The organism is Streptomyces sp. NBC_01214, assembly GCF_026340975.1.
Taxonomy (GTDB): Bacteria; Actinomycetota; Actinomycetes; order Streptomycetales; family Streptomycetaceae; genus Streptomyces.
Genome location: NZ_JAPEOS010000001.1, coordinates 3421502 through 3440439 on the forward strand (window position 1 = coordinate 3421502; position 18938 = coordinate 3440439).

The 18938-nt window shown below is 73.1% G+C and carries 16 protein-coding genes and 1 pseudogene; 8 read left to right on the top strand and 9 right to left on the bottom strand.

Features of this window, described 5'->3' with window-relative positions:
* Positions 1 to 83 precede the first annotated feature (83 nt).
* A complete protein-coding gene (locus OG594_RS16110; protein WP_266599415.1) occupies positions 84 to 1169 on the bottom strand; it encodes an alpha/beta hydrolase-fold protein in 1086 nt (361 codons plus the stop codon).
* A 92-nt stretch (positions 1170 to 1261) separates the two neighbouring features.
* Here OG594_RS16110 and OG594_RS16115 point away from each other — a divergent pair.
* Positions 1262 to 1384: pseudogene (locus OG594_RS16115) on the top strand (amidohydrolase family protein); the annotation flags it as partial.
* A 10-nt stretch (positions 1385 to 1394) separates the two neighbouring features.
* On the opposite strand, the gene OG594_RS16120 reads toward OG594_RS16115, so the two are convergent.
* From OG594_RS16120 to OG594_RS16140, 5 genes are read right to left on the bottom strand one after another with little or no spacing between them, the layout of a single operon-like run.
* Complete coding sequence (locus OG594_RS16120) at positions 1395 to 2294, bottom strand: STM4011 family radical SAM protein (protein WP_266599417.1); 900 nt, start codon at positions 2292 to 2294, stop codon at positions 1395 to 1397.
* A gap of 5 nt (positions 2295 to 2299) precedes the next feature.
* Positions 2300 to 3664 (bottom strand): STM4012 family radical SAM protein, encoded by a 1365-nt coding sequence (locus tag OG594_RS16125; RefSeq protein WP_266599419.1) that lies wholly within the window; start codon positions 3662 to 3664, stop codon positions 2300 to 2302.
* On the bottom strand, positions 3661 to 4467 hold the full coding sequence (locus OG594_RS16130) for an STM4013/SEN3800 family hydrolase (protein ID WP_266599421.1): 807 nt from the start codon (positions 4465 to 4467) through the stop codon (positions 3661 to 3663). The genes OG594_RS16125 and OG594_RS16130 overlap by 4 nt, the downstream gene beginning before the upstream one ends.
* A gap of 25 nt (positions 4468 to 4492) precedes the next feature.
* Positions 4493 to 5617: an STM4014 family protein gene (locus OG594_RS16135; protein WP_266599423.1), complete on the bottom strand. Its 1125-nt coding sequence runs from the start codon at positions 5615 to 5617 to the stop codon at positions 4493 to 4495.
* Positions 5618 to 5627: 10 nt separating this feature from the next.
* A complete protein-coding gene (locus OG594_RS16140) occupies positions 5628 to 6587 on the bottom strand; it encodes an STM4015 family protein (RefSeq protein ID WP_266599425.1) in 960 nt (319 codons plus the stop codon).
* 178 nt (positions 6588 to 6765) lie between these two features.
* On the opposite strand from OG594_RS16140, the gene OG594_RS16145 reads away from it, so the two are divergent.
* Positions 6766 to 7092 (top strand): hypothetical protein, encoded by a 327-nt coding sequence (locus OG594_RS16145; protein WP_189734523.1) that lies wholly within the window; start codon positions 6766 to 6768, stop codon positions 7090 to 7092.
* A gap of 34 nt (positions 7093 to 7126) precedes the next feature.
* On the top strand, positions 7127 to 8161 hold the full coding sequence (locus tag OG594_RS16150) for a DUF6745 domain-containing protein (RefSeq protein WP_266602932.1): 1035 nt from the start codon (positions 7127 to 7129) through the stop codon (positions 8159 to 8161).
* 98 nt (positions 8162 to 8259) lie between these two features.
* Here OG594_RS16150 and OG594_RS16155 read toward each other — a convergent pair whose 3' ends face one another.
* From OG594_RS16155 to OG594_RS16165, 3 genes are all read right to left on the bottom strand, one after another.
* Positions 8260 to 9450, bottom strand: coding sequence for a lanthionine synthetase C family protein (locus OG594_RS16155; protein ID WP_266599429.1), 1191 nt, complete (start codon positions 9448 to 9450; stop codon positions 8260 to 8262).
* A 4-nt stretch (positions 9451 to 9454) separates the two neighbouring features.
* The gene (locus tag OG594_RS16160) at positions 9455 to 11056 is read right to left on the bottom strand and encodes an RIO1 family regulatory kinase/ATPase (protein ID WP_266599431.1); all 1602 of its coding nucleotides are present in this window, start codon (positions 11054 to 11056) and stop codon (positions 9455 to 9457) included.
* Positions 11057 to 11121: 65 nt separating this feature from the next.
* Positions 11122 to 11328, bottom strand: a complete 207-nt coding sequence (locus OG594_RS16165) for a hypothetical protein (protein ID WP_266599433.1) — start codon at positions 11326 to 11328, stop codon at positions 11122 to 11124.
* A gap of 379 nt (positions 11329 to 11707) precedes the next feature.
* Here OG594_RS16165 and OG594_RS16170 point away from each other — a divergent pair, with 379 nt between their 5' ends.
* The 5 genes from OG594_RS16170 (at position 11708) to OG594_RS16190 (ending at position 18877) form a co-directional block, all read left to right on the top strand.
* Positions 11708 to 13213 (top strand): aldehyde dehydrogenase family protein, encoded by a 1506-nt coding sequence (locus OG594_RS16170; protein WP_266599435.1) that lies wholly within the window; start codon positions 11708 to 11710, stop codon positions 13211 to 13213.
* A gap of 2 nt (positions 13214 to 13215) precedes the next feature.
* On the top strand, positions 13216 to 14742 hold the full coding sequence (locus OG594_RS16175; RefSeq protein WP_266599437.1) for a GMC family oxidoreductase: 1527 nt from the start codon (positions 13216 to 13218) through the stop codon (positions 14740 to 14742).
* A complete protein-coding gene (locus tag OG594_RS16180; protein ID WP_266599439.1) occupies positions 14739 to 15809 on the top strand; it encodes a glycine betaine/L-proline ABC transporter ATP-binding protein in 1071 nt (356 codons plus the stop codon). Before OG594_RS16175 ends, OG594_RS16180 begins: the two co-directional genes overlap by 4 nt.
* Positions 15810 to 15915: 106 nt before the next feature.
* Positions 15916 to 17907 carry an ABC transporter permease subunit gene (locus OG594_RS16185; RefSeq protein ID WP_266599441.1) on the top strand — a complete coding sequence of 664 codons (1992 nt, stop codon included), beginning with the start codon at positions 15916 to 15918 and terminating at the stop codon, positions 17905 to 17907.
* Between the two features lies 1 nt (position 17908).
* Positions 17909 to 18877 (top strand): ABC transporter substrate-binding protein, encoded by a 969-nt coding sequence (locus tag OG594_RS16190; protein ID WP_266599442.1) that lies wholly within the window; start codon positions 17909 to 17911, stop codon positions 18875 to 18877.
* Positions 18878 to 18938 lie beyond the last annotated feature (61 nt).

The window sequence follows — 18938 nt, forward strand, 5'->3', positions numbered from 1 at the left end:
CCCGTACACGGAGCGCGCCTCCGCCTCGCCCCGTACGGCACCGGACGCCGCGGGCTCGGCCGACGCCCCTGTGGCGACAGGACCTAGCCGAGGGCCCAGGCCACGTCACGGAGCAGGGCCTGGCGCCAGCCCGCACGGTCGTGGCCCGACGCCGACCGGGAAGCCCGCACGGTCGCTCCGGCCCGCTCCGCCAGGGTCTCGACCAGCTCGCAGTGGGGCAGCATCCGCGTCTCGTGTTCCCCCACGTCGAAGGCGATCCGTAGGCCGGACAGGTCGGGGCGCTCCCGCAGGCGTGCGGCGACGGAGCCGCCGACCGGGCCGCCGAGGGGGTCCGCCGACCGCACGGCGCCGGGTGTCCACCACAGCGAGGCCGACTGGCAGGCCACCCGGGACACCAGGTCCGGGAACGCGAGGGCCGCGTACACCGCGCTCAGCCCGCCCAGGCTCTGCCCGGCGACCACCAGACGCTCCCCGTCCACGGGTGCGCCGGACTCCGCGACCAGCGGCAGCAGTTCGTCCCGGACCGCCTCCCACAGCTCCGGCCGGCACCCGAACTCGGCCTCCCGGTCCTTCGTCGGCAGGAAGACGAGGGTGACGGGGGGCATCTCACCAGCGGCGACGGCGGAGTCGAAGGCGGTCATGGCCGGGTGCAGGTACAGCCAGTCGTCCCCGTCCAGCAGCAGCACCACGGGCCCGCCGCCGCCCGCCGCGTGGACCCGTACGGTCCGCCGCCCGCCGAGCCGCTCGCTCGCCCAGCGGACCCGGGTCCGCGGGAGGGGCAGGACGTCATCCGCCCCGAAGGCGGGCCAGTGCGGCTGGGCCGGAGCGTCCGGGGTGGCGGCGACGGACCGGTCACCGCCCGCCCCGGCCGGGTTGAACGGGTCGGCGTGCGCGGCGTCGTCCACGAGGAACTGGTAGGTCACCCGCAGTCGAGCGGGCATGTGGACCTCGGCGTACCAACAGTCCGTGTCGCCCCAGCGGCGCAGGGGGACCTCCGGCGACCAGCTCTCGAAGCCGATCCGGGCCGCGGCGCCCCGCCACAGGAACAGGGTCGTCCAGCCCCCGCCCACGGCAGGCACCGCCCCGGGCCCCGCGGCCGCCGCCCAGAACTCCTCGGACCCCGGCTCACCGGGCAGCCCGTACGCGGCGAAGGCGGTCTCCGGGGGCATGAAGTCTCCTAGCGGCAGCGGGAGTTAGGCTGACCTAAGTTTATAGCGTTCCGGTGGGGTCCGGGAGAGGATGACGACCTTGCTCGGACGCCGAGCTCTACGCCGCGATGGCCGACCGGGCCGGGCGGTTGCTCGCCACGGGAGTGACCACCGCACGCGATCTCGGCGATCGGGGCGGGCTCGCCGTACGCCTGCGGGACGAGATCGCGGCCGGGGGGCGGCCGGTCAGCCCGCTGCCGGGGGCCTCCTGAGCAGGGGAACCAGGGGCGCCGGGGGCGTGCGGGCCGCCGGGACGCGTTCCAGGACGCCGCCCGCGAAGACGTCGTAGAGCGGCAGCGTCTCCAGGTGGACGTAGCCGATGTGGCAGTCGCAGGTGGTCAGCGGGCACGGACGCGGGCCGAGCGCGGTCCGGTAGCTGCCGTCGTAGAGGTTGCCGAGCTCGGCGCGGACGAAGTGGCAGCGGCGGACCGTGCCGTCGCCGTCCACCGAGATCACCGACTCACCGGTGCGGCACGGCAGTCCGGCCGAGCGGTGCGGGTGCCGGCTGTACGGGAACAGCGGGTCGAGGGCGGTCCACGTACCGGCCTCGGCGTCGGTGTAGGTGTGGCCGTCGGCCGCGTTCACCCACAGGTAGACGTGGGCGGGCAGCGCGGCGCGCAGCCTGCGGGCGTGTTCCAGGTTCTCGGGGAGGCCGACGATGCCGACGCTGTGGCGGATGCCCCGGTCGGCGAGGTCGCGCAGCTTGCCCAGGAAGCGCTCGTACGGGGTCTGCCCCGGGTGGTAGGTGCACCACAGGGCGAGCGCGGCGGGGTCGGCCTCCGCGAGCCAGTCCGTGCGGCAGCTCAGATTGGTCTGGATGGCGACGCGGTCGACGTGCGGCTGGTGCGAGAGGTCGACGAGTGCGCGGCGGTACCACGAGCGGACGAGCCCCTCGCCCCACGGGGTGAACAGGAGGGAGAGCCGGTCCTCACCGGCACGGGAGCGCGCCCAGCCGGTGAACCGGTCGAGGGCGGCCCGGTCGGCCCGCAGCTGTGCCGTGGTGTCGCGCCGCTTGGCGAAGGGGCAGTACGGGCAGTCGTAGTCGCAGGAGGCGAGCGGGCCGCGGTAGAGCAGGGTGAGGTCCACGGCGGCTACTTGGCCTCGTAGGCGGCCATCGCGGCCCGTACGGCCGGTGAGAACAGCTCGGGGCCGAGCGCGTCGGAGTGGGCCAGGCCCTCGGGCGTGAGGCGCAGGAGCGGGCCCGTGCCGTCCTGGTCGAGCCAGCCGCGGGCGGCGAACGCGGCCAGTTCGGCGGGAAAGTCCTCGTGCGGGTCGGCGCCGAAGCGCTCCCGGTAGTCGGCGACCGGCATGCCCTGTGCCTGGAGCAGCGACTGGAGGAGGTGGCGCCGGCGCGCCTCGTCGCCGTTGGTGGGCCGGCCGTGGACGGCGCGGGTGAAGTCGTCGGTGGCGGTGTAGTCGTCGATGATGCCGCGGATCTCGCCCATGTCGACGGCGTAGTCGAACGAGTAGTGCAGCGCGGAGGTGTAGGAACGGGCGCCGCACCCCAGGCCGATCATGCCGTCGGTCTGGCAGGCGTGGTCGTCCGGGCCCTGGGGCGCCGTACCGGCCAGCCGGAACATGCGCATCGACACCTGCTCGTAGCCGTGCGCGAGGAGGTGGTCGCGGCCCTGCCGGTACAGGCTCAGGCGCTGCTCGTCCCAGGCCCGGTCGGTCAGGGCGGTGCGCCGGGCGAGCCCGGTGAGCGGGCGGACGTACAGGGGGTACAGGTACAGCTCCTCGGGGCGCCAGGCCAGGGCGGCGTCCAGGGAGGTGCGCCAGGTGGCGGGGGTCTGGCCGTCGATGCCGTAGATCAGGTCGATGTTGAGGACGGGGACCCGGGCGTCGCGGATGCGGCCGAGCGCCGCCTCGACGTCGGCGCGGCGCTGGGGGCGCACGGCCGCCCGGGCCTCCTCGGGGAGGAAGCTCTGGACGCCGATGCTGACGCGGGTGGCGCCGCGCTCGGCGAGGACGGCGAGCCGGTCGGCGGTGGCGGTGGCCGGGGACGTTTCCACGGAGAGCGGGACGGCGCGCAGGTCGGCGCCCATGCGCCGCTCGGCGATGTCGCAGAGCCGTTCCAGTTCGGGGGCGCTCAAGAAGGTCGGCGTCCCGCCCCCGAAGGCGGCGTTGGCGAAGGAGACCGGGCCGTCGTCGCCGAGGGCGTCGCGGACGGCGGTGGCCTGGCGCTCCAGGGCGTCGAGGTAGCGACCGGTGAGCCCGTCGGGGGCGCCGATGCGGGTGAAGAGGTTGCAGAAGCCGCAGCGGACCTCGCAGAAGGGTATGTGCAGGTAGAGCGAGAGGGCGTCCTTGCGCTCGCCGTGCCACAGGTCCCGCAGGGCGGGCCGCTCCGGCAGCGGCCGGTACGCGGTCTTGTGGGGGTACGCGTACACGTAGGCGCTGTACGGGCTGCCCGACGGCGGCGCGGTGGGCGCGAGCGGGGCGGGTGCGGGGGCGGTCATGCGGACGGCTCCAGGAAGAAGTGGGCGTACGGCACGGTCCAGACGGCCTCGTGGGCGAGGCGGTGGCCGGTGTAGCCGTCGTCGCCGTAGGTGGTGCCGTGGTCGGAGCAGACGATCGCGAAGCAGCGGCGGCGGGAGCTCATGGCGGTGAGGAGCCGGCCGACGTGCCGGTCGACGTACTCGAGGGCGGCGGCGTGGGTGGCGCGCGTGTCGCCCGCTTCGGCGGTGGCACCGGCGAGGTGGAACCAGTTGGGCTGGTGCAGCGCGGAGGCGTTGACGAAGAGGAACAGCCTTCGGTCGGCGGGGAGCGCGGCCACGACCCGTTCGGCCCGTTCGACCTGCGCCTCGAAGGAGGTGGGCGAGGCGACGCCGAAGGCAGGTTCCCAGTGGCTCTCCTGGAACATGCTCGGGAGGACGTCGCCCAGCGCGCCCTGCTTGTTGAAGAAGCCGACGCCACCGATGCACACCGTGCGGTACCCGGCCGCGGCCAGGCCCGACACCAGGTCGGGGGTGTCGAACACGTACGTGCGGCCGGCGGTGCTCTCGCTGCCGGCGAAGCGGGCGGCGAACAGCCGGGGGTGCGGGCCGGGCCGGGCGGGGGTGGGCAGGAAACCGGCGAACATCGCCTGGTGGGAGGCGTAGGTGAAGCTGCCGGGGGCGTGCCGTTCCTCCCAGACGCCCCCGGGCAGGTGCCGGGCCAGGTTCGGAATGCGCCCGGCGGCGGCCAGTTCGACGGCGACGTCGTGGCGCAGGGTGTCCAGGGTGAGCAGGAGCAGGTCGTCGCGGCCGACGACCTCGTTCATGTCGGGGAGCGGGAGCGCTGGGGACTCAGGCGGGTGCACGGTGGTTCCTCGGGGGGTGGTGCTGTACGTGTCTTCGGATGGCGGCGGCCACTTGCGCGGCGTAGGTGTCCTGGCCCTCGGCGCCGCTGCCGGGCAGGCCGGTCAGGCCCGGCAGGAGGTCGCCGAAGGCGTTGACCTCGGCGACGGCGAACCGGCGCCAACCGACGGCGGGCAGCAGGTCGACACCGACGCACGCGGTGCCCGGGAAGCAGGCCGCGGCCCGCTCGCAGGTCCGCAGGGCGTCGGTCCAGGCGGGGCCCGCGGCCCGGACCGCGGCGGCGAGGTCGCCGCGCCGGCCGCCGAGGTGGAGGTTGGTCAGGGGGGTCCGACTGGTGCGGACCACGGCGTGGGTGGCCCGACCGGCCACGACGACCACGCGCAGGTCGGCCGACCCGTCCTTGAGGGAGGCTTTGGGCCACCACCGTTCGAGGTGGAGCCCGTCGGGGGCGAGGGCGTCGACGAGCGCGGCGGCCTCCGGCTCGCGCGTGAGGCGCCGGACCCGCAGGGAGTTGTGCAGCCGGCCGTCCTCCGCGCGCTCCACGGAGGTGGTCGCCCTGATCCGGCCCCCGCCGGCCGTCTCGACGGCGACGACACCGGAGGCCGAGGACCCGTGGGCCGGCTTCAGGAACACCCGGGGCATGTCGTGCGCGGCCATGAGGGCCCGTACGTCGTCCCAGCCGCGCACCGGAGCCTTGCCGCCGGAGGTCGGCGACCGCGGAACGGGGACCCCGGCGCGGGCGAGGGCCTCGTGGCAGAGCCGCTTGTCGAAGAGGACGGCCAGCTCGTCGGGGTCGTCGAGGCGCCGGCCGCCGGTCAGCGTCCGGACGGCCGCCGTGAAGGCGGCGTACCAGCGGGCGCCGCCCTCCACCCGAGTGGGGTCCCCGGCGCCCCGCAGGAGCCGGTCGACCTCGGCGTTCTCCCCGGGCGACTCGATCCGTACGATCTCGTCGCGGGCGAAGGCGGCGCCGCCCCCGCGCAGGACGTCCGTCCAGGGCACGACGCGCGGCGCGGGCAGCCCGGCGTCGCGCACCGCCCCGGAGAACAGGGCGACGCGCCGGTTCTCCGGGTTGCCGACGACCGCCCAGCGCGGCGGTGGTGCGTGCTCCGTCATGGCCCGCGCGCTACTCGCCGACGGCGACGTAGCGCCAGACCCGGCCGTCGTCCTCGTCCTCCTCGGCGTGGCCGCGGTCCAGGTCGAGGGTGACACCGGCGCCGCCCAGGACCTCCTGGAGGCGCTCGCGCAGCGGACCACCGAGGTAGTTGTGGTGCAGGTCCAGCTTCTTGAGGTGCGTCAGGGGCTGGCCGGAGAGCAGGGCGGCGCCGCCCTGGTCGGTGAGGACGCCCATGGACAGGTCGAAGGTCTCCAGGCGGGCGACGACGGGAGCGGACGCGACGGCCGCGGCGATCTCGTCCTGGATGTCGCTGTTGCGCAGGCCCAGGTGACGCAGGCGCGGCAGGCGGTCGCCGTCGAGGACAGGTGCCAGGTCGGTGATCGTCGCGTCCCCGCCGTACTCGCTCGTGCCGAGCCACAGGTCGAGGTGGACCAGGGCGGGCAGGTCACTGGCGGCGACGCCGCGGACCGCCTCGGCGGGCATGCCGCCGGTCTCGACGGTCAGGGAGCGCAGCTTGTGGTGCGTGACGGCGGGGAAGACCAGCCCGGAGCCGCCGCGCACGCCGAACTCCTCCAGCTCCGGGAAGCCGTCGAGGAGCGGGCCGACGTCGCTCTGGGTGATCCAGGAGATCTCGCACTCCTCGGAATGCATGTCCCCGAGGAACAGGCCGCGCAGCGCGGGCAGGTGGGGGCGTGCGTCGAGGAGGGCGGCGATGATCTCCTCGGGCCCGCTCTCGTAGGCCTCTTCCCAGGCACCGACGACGATCGCACGGACCGCCGTCGTGTCGACCGCGGCGCGGAACCGGGCGAACACCTCGGTCCAGCTCTCCTCGCTGTCGTAGCTGTCGCTGGAGATCCGCCAGGCGACGGCGTCCGCCGCGGGCAGGGGCGTCGTGCCGGAGTCCTCCGGGCTCGGGAAATCGAAGACGGGCAGCCCGCACGATTCCGTCAGGTGTCTCGGGTGACTCATGGGGTGCCCGCCGTTCCTCGCCTATCGCGTCCGATGTGCTGCAAGTTGTACCAAGGGGCACTGACAGGGTCCGAGGCAGGGCCGGGAAAGGGCCGGGAAGAAGGCCGTTGTCAGACCCGCCCCCTACCTTCGGAGGAGGACGCGGCGCACCGGGCGGCGCGGGAGGAAGGGGACACCCATGTACCGGCAGGGGGACGTGCTCATCGTGCCGCTCGACGAGTCGGCGGTGCCGCCGCACGCGGCCGACGCGGACCAGGAGCCGCGGGACGGGCGGGGCCGGATGGTCCTCGCGCTGGGCGAGGTCACCGGGCACGCCCACGCCGTGCTCGGGCCCGGGCGGCTCGTCCGCGAACCGGGAGCCTTCGGCCCGCTGCTGCTGCACCTCCCGGACGGCGGGCGGGTGGTGCACGAGGAGCACGCTGCGATACCCCTGCCCAAGGGCTGGTACCGGGTCGTGCGGCAGCGGGAGTACATACCCGGATCCGTACGGATCGTGGCGGACTGACAGCGTGTCGGACAGTGGGGGATCGGGGATCGTGTTGATGGACATCGACGTGTGGCGGACGGCCGCGGCGGCCACCGGGCCGGCCGATCGGGCGGCCGCGGAGGCCGGGGTGCGCCTCGCGTACCGGGCCGCGGGCCTGGCGGAGCCGGAGCGGATCGTCTGGGCGGGCTCGCCCCGCGAGGCGGTGCGCCTGCTCGGCGAGGACGACGGGCCGTGCGGGCCGGCCGCGCGCGGGCGCGGCGTGCGGGAGGCGGTGCGCAGCGCGCCGTGGGCGGCCGAACGGGACCGCGTGCAGCGGCGGCTCGGCCCGCAGGGCTGGGGGCGGCACTGGAGCGCGACGGGCGGCCGCCTGTGGGAGAACACGGAACGCCTGACGGAGCGGATCCGCACCGGTCTGGTCGAGGAGTTGACGGCCGGGGCCGCAGTCCCCGCGGCCGAGGAGCGGTCGCTGCGGCTGCTGCTCCTGGACGCGGTGCTCGGGCAGCACGACGCGGCCTGGCTGTGCGCCTTCGACACGCGCGAGGGCGCGCCCCTGCACGGACTCGGCGTCCTGGCCCGCTCGGCCGGCTGGTGGTGGCCCTACGAACGGCTGGCCGTGCTGTGCGAGCGCCCGGTGGAGCTGCACCGCGACGAGGCGGGCAGGCTGGACCGCGGGGACGGGCCGGCGCTGGCGTTCCCCGACGGGTTCGCGCTGCACGCGTGGCGGGGCATGCCCGTTCCCGCCGAGTTCCTGGCGGGACTGGGCACGCTCACGCCGGAGCGGATCCGGGAGGAGGAGAACGCCGAACTGCGCCGGGTGATGCTGGAGTTCTACGGATACGACCGCTACCTGCGGGAGTCGGGGGCCGCCCCCGTGCACCGGGACGAGACGGGTGTCCTGTGGCGCATACCCATGCCGGACGACGAGGCCGTCGTGATGGTGGAGGTCGTCAACTCGACGCCGGAGCCCGACGGCACCAGCCGCACCTACTGGCTGCGGGTACCGCCGACGACCCGGACGGCCCGCCAGGGCGTGGCCTGGACGTTCGGCATCGGAGCCGAGGCGTACGCACCGCTCCGGGAGACGTGACCGACCCCATCTGAGGTCCCGTCGGAGGCGACCGGGGTCCCGAGCCGTTGACACCGATGCCGAGCGGGGTGGCGAAGCGGGAGGCCGGTGGCCCGAACTCAAGGCCGCCCGAGGTCGACGAAGGGACGTTCGCCCGGGGACACGAGCCGGGAGAAGAACATGCCGATGCCCGCCGAGCCGGTCGCGTAGTCGTGGGCGATCCGGTTGAGCCAGCGGCCGGGGAACGCGACGCCGTCCTCGTTCTCGACCCGGAACCACAGGATGGTTCCGGCGATGTCGCGAGCCCTGTCCCGGTACTCCCGTTCGCCGGTGAAGGAGTACATGTCCAGCATGAACTCGCCGATGCCGGCCAGGCCCTCGAAGAGGCCGGGGGAGTAGGAGTACTTGACGAAGGTGTCGTCCGCCACCCGGCGGGCGAGGTCGCCGTACCGCTCGATGCCGAGCAGGTCGTGGAACCGGATCAGCACGCTGCCGACGCCGGCGCCCCCGTGGATCCAGTACGGGTACACGACGGGGTCGTCCTGGACCCTCTGCCACTGCAGGCCGAGACCGCTCTCGCTCGCACGGGCCAGATCGAACTCCAGGGCGCGGACGGCGTTCGACCGGAAGCGGGCGTCGCCGGTCAGCAGGTGCAGGTGGAGGAGGAAGAGGGCGATGCCGCTCGCCCCGTGGCCGTATCCGTAGTGGAGGGCGTCGTCGTGGGAGGACCGCCAGTAGCAGGTGTCGCCTTCCTCCCGGGCGGTCCTCAGCAGGTGTTCCCCCGCCTGCACGGCGCGGTCGAGGTAGACCTGCTTCCCGGTCCTCGCGTGGAAGTGCAGCGAGGCCAGCCCCCACCCGGCGACTCCGAAGAACATGCCCGGTTCGTCGTACAGCAGCGGCGATGAGTGGAGCATCGCCATCACGGCCTCGCCCCGGTCCTCCCAGCCCAGATCGTGGAAGGCCCAGGCGATGCCGGCCAGCCCGACGTACAGCCCGGGCGGATAGGTGTCCGTGCCGAGGCGCTGCCCCAGCATCCAGGCGGTCACCTCGGCGGGCAGCGCGGCGGCGGGCCCCCGGGCGCTCGCCCGGGAGCGCAGCAACAGGGCCGGCCCGCAGGCCCCGTAGGCCACGCTGAGCGGGTTCGTCGTGAACACCGTGTAGTCGGCGGGCCAGAGGCGGTCGGTGCGCCGGGCGTCGTAGGTGCGGAGCAGGGTGTCGGCGATGCCTCCGAGGGTGCGCCGTACTTCCGCGTCCGGGTGGGCCGGGGCACCCCCTTCGGACGCGAGGGTGTCGTTCGTCAGGGGCCGCACGGCGTCACCCGTCCTCCCAGTCGGCGAGCACGGATTTCGCCTCGTCCACCCGGCCGGCGGTCAGGCACGACACGACGGACCTCACCCGGGCGGGAACGCCCAGCGCGACGAGCTCGTCGAGGAAGAGGTCCTGCGCGCGGGGGTTGAGGGCGAAGAACGCGGTGGCGGGGACGACGCTGCTGTAGAGGAGCATGGCGGCGGCGTACCAGTCGTCACAGGGAAGGAGCCGGTCCCGGGAGGCGCGGTCCGGGTGGAGGAATCCGGGGGTGCCCCAGCGCGTGCCGTAGGCCAGGAGCGCCGCTTCGTCGTCCTCGTGGACCGCGCTCTCGAAGTCGATGAACCACATCCGGAGCGTCTCGGCGTCGATCAGGATGTTGTTCGGCGACAGGTCGCCGAGGACCACCCCGCGGGCGTGCACCTCCTGGATCATGTGGATCAGGCGGCCGACGACCTCCCGGAAGCGGGGGACGAACCGTTCCACCCGCCCTTCCCGGCGGATGTACGGCGCGAGGATGACGTCGTCCTGTGCCCAGAAGTCGTGGAACGCGATGCCGTGGACACGCTCCTCGACCAGAAAGGTGTGCTCCCACTCCTGGAAGAGGTCGACCGGACTCGGAACGAACTCCAGGCCCTCCAGCCGGCGCAGTACGTCGTACTCGTGGCGCAGCATGTCGACCGAGTCGACCGTGCGGTCTCCGGACGTCCAGCAGTTGGTGAGGCGCCGGGCCTCCTTCACGACGACGGGCTTGCGGGTGACGCCGTCCGTGCCGTGGTAGACGCCGCCGGCGTTGGAGAACGTCAGGGCGCCCTCGATGCGGTAGCGGCCGTCTCGGAGGGTGGCGGCCGGTTCCCCAGTGGAATCCACCGCGGGCTCCGCCGTGGGCTCCGCCGTGGGCTCCGAGGCCGGTTCCTCGGCGAAGGGGTCGCGGACCCAAGGGGGCAGCCGGAAGTACGGCAGCCGCTCGTCGGCCACGTACGTGCCGTCGGGGGAGACCAGGAACGTGCTCTGCGTACCGTCGATGTTGAGCCGCCGCGGTGGCCGGAAGCCCCCGTAGCGGTAGAAGAGGACCTTGCTGTCCCGGTAGCGGCGGTCCGACAGGACGTACGGGCCCTCGACGGCCTCGTCGACCGTTCGCCGGTAGAGGGTCTCGATCAGCCCGACGAAGACGTCCTCGTCGGGCGGATAGATCGTCATGAACTTGCCCGAGAACCCGCGTTCCTGGGTCTTCGAGTTGATCACGCCCAGCATCACCGGATCGGCGGCGGTCTTGAACTCGACTCCGTTCTCCGCGCACACGGGGACGACGAGATCGAACAGCCGCACGGCGTGCGCGGGGGCGGAGGAGACGTGGATCTTGAAGCCTTGGGTGGGCGGCGGGGCCGTCCGCCGAGGGACGCCCGACGTGCCTGCCACGCCCGCCACGCCCGCCACCATTCGGGCGTGCAGCCACACGTCACCGCGTTCCAGTACCCAGGTGTCCGGCAGCAGCCGCTGAAGGGCGTCGCGGTAGTGCGGGGTGATGGCCCGGCGCGACAGCGGCTCGTAGTGCCGGTCGTCGACGAGGCCGAAGAGGTGGTGGGCGGCCATGGCCGCCTGCTGCTCCACGGGTGCTCATCCGCCGGGGCGGCGTGGGCGGCCCCGGCGGACGTGCTGGATCTCCGGAGTCACATCTACTCCGGGCGGCAGGCCACGCTGTAGGTGCTGCAACCGATCGACTGGGTGCTGTGGAAGCCGGCGATCGCCGCGCCGCCACCCCGACCGGTCCGGATCTCCTGCAGCCCCAGCACGCGGTCGACGTCGGCGACGGCGCGTTCCAGGTTCGCCCTCGCCCTCGCCGCTCCGGGTGAGGCGGCCTTCTTCCTGCCCTGCTTGGCCATGAGCTCCTCCTCCTGTCCGCTGGAAGCGTGCTGCCAGGTAAACGGCATCCCCGGTGCGCTGCCTGCGGGGGGATCCGCTCCGTCCCCTCCGCCCCCGGCCCCTGGTGAACCCGACCTGCGCAAACACCCGACCCGTCGTCCCGCGGGTCACGTACTCCGAACGGGTGAGTCCGCGACGTCCCCCCTCCTGAGCCGCTGCGGTGCGTCGGCCTCACACCGAAGAGCTGTGCCGTATGTCCCTATTTAGGGTGCTTTAGCGAGTGAAGCGGAACACTCTCCGCGATGCATTGCGCATGGGTTTCGGGAGTCGGGGCAGGCGGCCGGACCACGTCGGTCTGACCGACAGGGGGACCCAAAGGAACGAAAGGCAATACGTACCGTGACGGCAGCACAGCAGACCATCCACGTGGGCGGAGAGTGGCGCGCAGCCCTGTCCGGAGCCACGCGCGAGATCATCGACCCCGTCGACGCGACCCCCTTCGAGGTCGTGGCGGAGGGCGGTGTCGCGGACACCGACGACGCCGTGGCCGCGGCGCGAGCCGCCTTCGACTTCGGTGCCTGGCCGCGCACGCCCGTCGCGGAGCGGGCCGCCCTGCTGCGCCGGGTCGCCGTACTGCTGGAGCGCGACCGCGAACGGATCGGCGCCCTGGAAAGCCGGGACGCGGGCAAGACGCTGCAGGAAGGCCGCATCGACGTCGACTGCGTCCGCGACGCCTTCCGCTACTTCGCCGACCTCGTGGAGGACGAGAACGTCGAGGGGCGGCCCGTCGACGCCGGTTCGGACGAGATCCGCAGCGTCGTCGTGCACGAGCCGGTCGGCGTCTGCGCCCTGATCACGCCGTGGAACTACCCGCTGCTCCAGGCCAGCTGGAAGATCGCGCCCGCGCTCGCCGCCGGCAACACCTTCGTGATCAAGCCCAGCGAGATCACCCCGCTGACCACCGTCGTGCTGGTCGAACTGCTCCTGGAGGCCGGACTTCCGCTCGGCGCCGCCAACATCGTCACCGGCCCCGGCGACACGGTCGGCGCCCGGCTCGCCGAGCACCCCCAAGTCGACCTCATCTCGTTCACGGGCGGTCTCGTCAGCGGCACCAAGGTCGCCCGGGCGGCAGCCGACAGCGTCAAGAAGGTCGCACTCGAACTGGGCGGCAAGAACCCCAACGTCGTCTTCGCCGACGCCTGTTCGACGCCCGAAGGCTTCGACACCGCCGTCGACCAGGCGCTCAACGCCGCCTTCATCCACAGCGGCCAGGTCTGCTCCGCCGGCTCCCGCCTCATCATCGAGGAGCCGCTGCGCGACCGTTTCGTCGCCGAGCTCTCCCGCCGGGCCGAACTGATCCGGCTGGGACGCGGCACCGACGCCGGCGTCGAGTGCGGTCCGCTCGTCTCCGCGGCCCAGCTGGCGCGTACCGAGGCGTACGTGGACTCCGCCCTCGCCGAGGGCGCGGCCCTGCGCGCGGGCGGCGGGAGGCCGGCCGGCCCCGGCTACTTCTTCCGGCCCACGGTCCTCGACCGGTGCCACCGCGGCATGCGCGTCGTCCGTGAAGAGGTCTTCGGCCCGGTCCTCACCGTGGAGACCTTCCGCACGGAGGAAGAGGCCGTCGCCCTCGCCAACGACACCGAGTACGGCCTCGCCGGAGCGGTGTGGACCTCCGACGAAAACCGGGCCCGGCGGGTCGCCGGCCTGCTGCGGCACGGCACCGTCTGGATCAACGACTTCCACCCCTACCTGCCGCAGGCGGAATGGGGCGGCTTCGGAAAGTCCGGCATCGGCCGCGAACTGGGCCCCGGCGGTCTCGCCGAATACCGCGAGGCCAAGCACATCTACCAGAACCTCGCCCCGCGCCCCGTGCGCTGGTTCGCGGGAACGACGGCGAAGGGCTGAACATGAACGAGCACCACGTGTACGACTACGTCGTCGTCGGCGGTGGCACCGCCGGATCCGTCATCGCGTCCCGGCTGACCGAGGACCCCGACGTCAGCGTCGCCGTCATCGAGGGCGGCCCCAGCGACGTCGGCCGCGACGACGTCCTCACCCTGCGCCGCTGGATGGGTCTGCTCGGTGGTGAGCTCGACTACGACTACCCCACGACCGAGCAGCCCCGGGGCAACTCGCACATCCGCCACAGCCGCGCGCGGGTGCTGGGCGGCTGTTCCTCCCACAACACCCTCATCGCCTTCAAACCCCTTCCCTCCGACTGGGACGAGTGGGCCGACGCCGGCGCCGACGGGTGGGACGCGAAGTCCATGGACCCCTACTTCGCCCGGCTGCGCAACAACATCGTTTCCGTCGGCGAGGCCGACCGGAACGCCATCGCCCGGGACTTCGTCGACGCGGCGCAGAGCGCACTCGGCGTGCCGCGGGTCGAGGGCTTCAACAAAGCCCCCTTCGACGAAGGCGTCGGCTTCTTCGACCTCGCCTACCACCCGGAGAACAACAAGCGCTCCTCCGCCTCCGTCGCCTATCTGCACCCGTTCCTGGACCGACCGAACCTCCACATAGCCCTGGAGACCTGGGCGTTCCGGCTGGAACTGGAAGGCACCCGTGCCACCGGCGTGCACATCCGCACCAAGGAGGGTGCGGAGCACGTCGTACGCGCCCGGCGCGAGGTCCTGGTGTGCGCCGGGGCCGTGGACACGCCGCGCCTGCTGCTGCACTCCGGCATCGGGCCGCGCGCCGACCTGGAGAAGCTCGGCATCCCCGTAGTGCACGACCTGCCGGGCGTCGGGGAGAACCTGCTCGACCACCCCGAGTCGGTCATCGTGTGGGAGACGCACGGGCCGATCCCGGAGAACTCCGCGATGGACTCCGACGCCGGACTGTTCGTCCGCCGGGACCCCGAGGCCGAGGGCCCGGACCTGATGTTCCACTTCTACCAGATCCCCTTCACCGACCATCCGGAGCGCCTCGGGTACGAACGGCCCGCGCACGGCGTGTCGATGACCCCGAACATCCCCAAACCGCGCAGCCGCGGCCGGCTCTACCTGACGAGCGCCGACCCCGAGGTCAAGCCCGCGCTCGACTTCCGGTACTTCACCGACGAGGACGACTACGACGGCCGGACCCTCGTCGACGGGATCCGCATCGCCCGGCGGATCGCGGCCAGCGAACCGCTGGCCGGCTGGCTCAAGCGCGAGGTCTGCCCGGGCCCCGAGGTGACCTCCGACGAGGAACTCAGCGCGTACGCCCGCCAGGTCGCGCACACCGTCTACCACCCCGCCGGCACCTGCCGGATGGGGGCCGCAGGTGACGAACTCGCCGTCGTCGCGCCCGACCTGAAGATCCGGGGCCTCGACGGCATCCGGATAGCCGACGCGTCCGTCTTCCCCACCATGACCGCCGTCAACCCCATGATCGGCGTGCTCATGGTCGGCGAGAAGTGCGCCGACCTGCTGGGAGGTACCACCCGATGAACACCCCGCCGCACTCTTCCGCGGAATCCGTCTTCTCCGTCCGCGACCTGTGGAAGGTCTTCGGTCCGAAGGCGGACCGCGTGCCCGCCGACAAGGAGCTCGCCGCCCTCGGCGCCGCCGAGCTGCGCGAGCGCACCGGCTGCACCGCCGCCGTCCGCGACGTCTCCTTCGACGTCCGCAAGGGCGAGGTCTTCGTCGTCATGGGCCTGTCGGGCTCGGGCAAGTCCACGCTCGTACGCTGCCTCACCCGGCTCATCGAACCGACCTCGGGCACGATCTCCATCGACGGCGAGGACGTGCTGTCCATGGACACCGGCCGGCTCCGCGAGCTGCGCCGGCACCGGGCGGCCATGGTCTTCCAGCACTTCGGGCTGCTCCCGCACCGGACGGTGCTCGACAACATCGCCTACGGGCTGGAGATCCAGGGCGTGGGACGCGGCGAACGGCGCGACCGGGCGGCCGAGTTCGTCACCAAGGTCGGCCTGGACGGCATGGAGCACCGCAGGCCGGGCCAGTTGTCCGGCGGTCAGCAGCAGCGCGTGGGCCTCGCCCGGGCCCTCGCCGTGGACCCCGAGGTCCTGCTGTTCGACGAGCCGTTCAGCGCGCTGGACCCGCTCATCCGCCGGGACATGCAGGAGGAGGTCGTGCGCCTGCACCGGGAGGAGGGACGCACGATGGTCTTCATCACGCACGACCTGAGCGAGGCGCTGAAGCTCGGCGACCGCATCGCGCTGATGCGCGACGGCCGGATCGTGCAGCTCGGCACGCCGGAGGAGATCGTCGGTGCACCCGCCGACGACTACGTCAGGGACTTCGTCCGGGACGTGCCGCGCGAGCAGGTGCTGACCGTTCGCTCGGCGATGCGCCCCGCACTCACCGACGAGTCCGAGGCCGGCCCGGCGCTCGCCCCGACCGCCACCGTCCACGAGGCCATCGAGGCCGTCGCCCGGACCGGCGAGAACGCGCGGGTCGTCGAAGACGGCAGGTGCCTCGGCGTGGTCGACCGCGCGGGACTCCTCGGTGTCGTCGCCGGGATACCGGCCGGGACGGGAAAGGCGGTGGCCTGATGTACGGCCATACGACCTGGCCGCCGCCGTGCGGCACGACCGGCGCCGGCATCGGCGCCGACGCCCGCACCGACGCGGTGCCGGCCCACACCGGGCGGTGGAACCGATGACCACCACCGTCACCCCCGCCCCGCCGCGCCCCACGACCACGACCACCACCACACCCCCCACCGACGACGGACCCGGAGTGCTGCGCACGCTCGCGCACCACCGCGGTCGGCTCATCGGCGTCTGCGCGGCGCTCGGGCTCGTCCTCGGCTGCGTCCTCCTGGGCGCCGGGAACTGGCCCGCGGCGCTCTCCGTCGACCTGTCAGGACCGCTCGAGCGCACCAGTGACTGGATCATCGACAACCGCGACGGCCACCCGCTCTTCCTCTACTTCTTCGGGCACGTCAGCAACGCCGTGGTCCTGTCCGTCCGCGCCGTGTACCTGGTGCTGCTCGCCCTCGGCTGGGCCGGCGTCACCGCCGCCGCCGCGCTGCTCGCCTGGCGGGTGGCGGGAGTCCGACTCGCGCTGACCTCCCTCGCCGCCTTCTCCGTGTGCGGACTGCTCGGCATGTGGGTGCCCACCATGCAGACGCTCGCCCTGATGGTGGTCGCCGTCGCCGCGTCCGTGCTGCTCGGAGGCCTCCTCGGGCTGGCCGCCGGCCTGTCGGACCGGATGCACCGGATCCTGCGGCCCGTACTGGACACCATGCAGGTGCTGCCGGCCTTCGCGTACCTCCTGCCCGTCGTCCTCGTCTTCGGCATCGGCGTGCCCGCGGCCGTCCTCGCGACCGTCGTCTACGCGGCCCCGCCCATGGCCCGCCTCACCGCGCTCGGCCTGCGCGACGCGGACGCCGGGGTCGTGGAGGCCGCCACCTCCCTCGGCGCCACCGGCAGACAGCGGCTGTTGACGGCCCGGCTGCCGCTGGCCCGCAAGGAACTGCTGCTCGGCGTCAACCAGTCGATCATGATGGCACTGGGAATGGCCGTGATCGCGTCCGTCATCGGCGCGGGCGGTCTCGGCGACCGCGTCTACCAGGCCCTGGCCTCCGTCGACGTCGGCGCCGCCCTCGCCGCGGGCGTGCCGATCGTGCTGCTCGCCATCGCCCTGGACCGGGTCACCGCCGCCGCGGGGGAGCGGATCGGCCAGGCCCCGGCCGACCGGTCCGGGATCCGCTGGGCCGTCGCCGCGGCGGTGACCGTCGCCGTCGCCGTCGGAGCCCGCCTGCTCGACCGGCTCTCCTGGCCCGACGCGTGGACGGTGGACATCGCCGGGCCCGTCAACGAAGCGGTCGACTGGATGACCGCCCACCTCTACTCCGGCGTGCCCCTCATCGGCGGCACCGCGGACTGGGCGGGGCACTTCACCACAGGGGTCCTCAATCCCCTGCGCGACGGACTGCAGTGGCTGCCCTGGTGGACGGTCCTGCTGACCGTCGGCGTACTCGCCCTGCTCATCGGCACCTGGCGCACCGCTGCGACCGCCGTCCTGGCGATGGCCGCAATCGGTGTCCTCGGCGTCTGGGACCCGGCGCTCGACACCCTGTCCCAAGTCCTGGCCGCCGTTGCCGTGACCCTGCTGATCGGCTTCGCCCTCGGCGTCGCCGCGGCCCGCAGCAGCCGTCTGGGGCGCGCGCTGCGTCCGGTGCTCGACGTCTTCCAGACGATGCCGCAGTTCGTCTACCTGATCCCCGTCGTCGCCCTCTTCGGCGTGGGCCGCGCCCCGGCCGCCGCGGCCGCCGTGGTCTACGCGCTGCCCGCGGTGGTGCGGATCACGACCCAGGGCTTGCGCGCGGTGGACCCGGCCGCGCTGGAGTCCGCGCGCTCGATGGGCGCGACCGGGCGGCAGCAACTGCTCCAGGTCCAACTGCCGCTGGCCCGGCCCGCGCTGCTGCTGGCCGTCAACCAGGGCGTGGTGCTCGTCCTCGCCGTCGTCGTCATCGGCGGCCTCGTGGGCGGCGGTGCGCTCGGCTACGACGCCGTCTTCGGCCTCGCTCAGGGCGACCTGGCGACCGGCCTGGTCGCCGGCGCGGCGATCGTCTGCCTCGGCCTGATGCTCGACCGCGTCACCCAGCCGACCGGTCGCCGTGACCCCGCCGGAAAGGGGGCCTGACATGGCTCGCACCACACGCTCCGCCGCACTCGCAGCGGCCGCCGCCCTCGCACTGACGGCCCTCACGGGCTGCGGCGCCGCCGACATGACCCGCCAGGCCTCCCCGTACGCCGACGCGAAGGGCTCCCGCACGGTGACGCTGTCCGTGCAGTCGTGGGTGGGCGCGCAGGCCAATGTCGCCGTGGCCCAGTACCTGCTGGAGCACGAACTCGGCTACCGGGTGGACACCGTCCAGATCGACGAGGTACCCGCCTGGGACGCGCTCAGCCAGGGCCGGGTGGACGCCATCCTGGAGGACTGGGGCCACCCCGAGCAGGAGAAGCGGTACATCGACGACAAGGGGACCATCGAGCGGGGCGGCGACCTCGGAGTGACCGGCCACATCGGCTGGTTCGTGCCGACGTACTTCGCCGAGGAACACCCGGACGTCACCGACTGGAAGAACCTCAACAAGTACGCCGACCAGTTCCGCACCGCGGAAAGCGGCGGCAAGGGCCAGTTGCTGGACGGCTCCCCGTCCTACGTGACGAACGACAAGGCCCTCGTGAAGAACCTGGACCTCGACTACCAGGTCGTGTTCGCGGGCTCTGAGGCGGCGCAGATCACGCAGATCAAGCAGTTCGCCAAGGAGAAGAAGCCGTTCCTCAGCTACTGGTACAAGCCCCAGTGGCTGTTCGAGAAGGTCCCGATGACCGAGGTGGCGCTGCCCGAGTACAAGGAGGGCTGCGACGCCGACCCGCAGAAGGTGGCCTGTGCCTACCCGCACACGCCGCTGCAGAAGTTCCTCAACGCCCGCTTCGCGGCCGACGGGGGCGACGCCGCGGCCTTCCTGAAGAAGTTCCGGTGGACGACCGAGATGCAGAACGACGTCGCACTGATGATCGCCGAGGAGAAGCTGTCTCCGCAGCAAGCGGCGGCCCGCTGGGCGGAACGGAACGAGGCCACCTGGCGGTCCTGGCTCCCGTCCTGACACGGCGGCCCGGAAGGGACCCCTGTCCCTTCCGGGCCGCAGGTGCCGGACACCGGTGGTG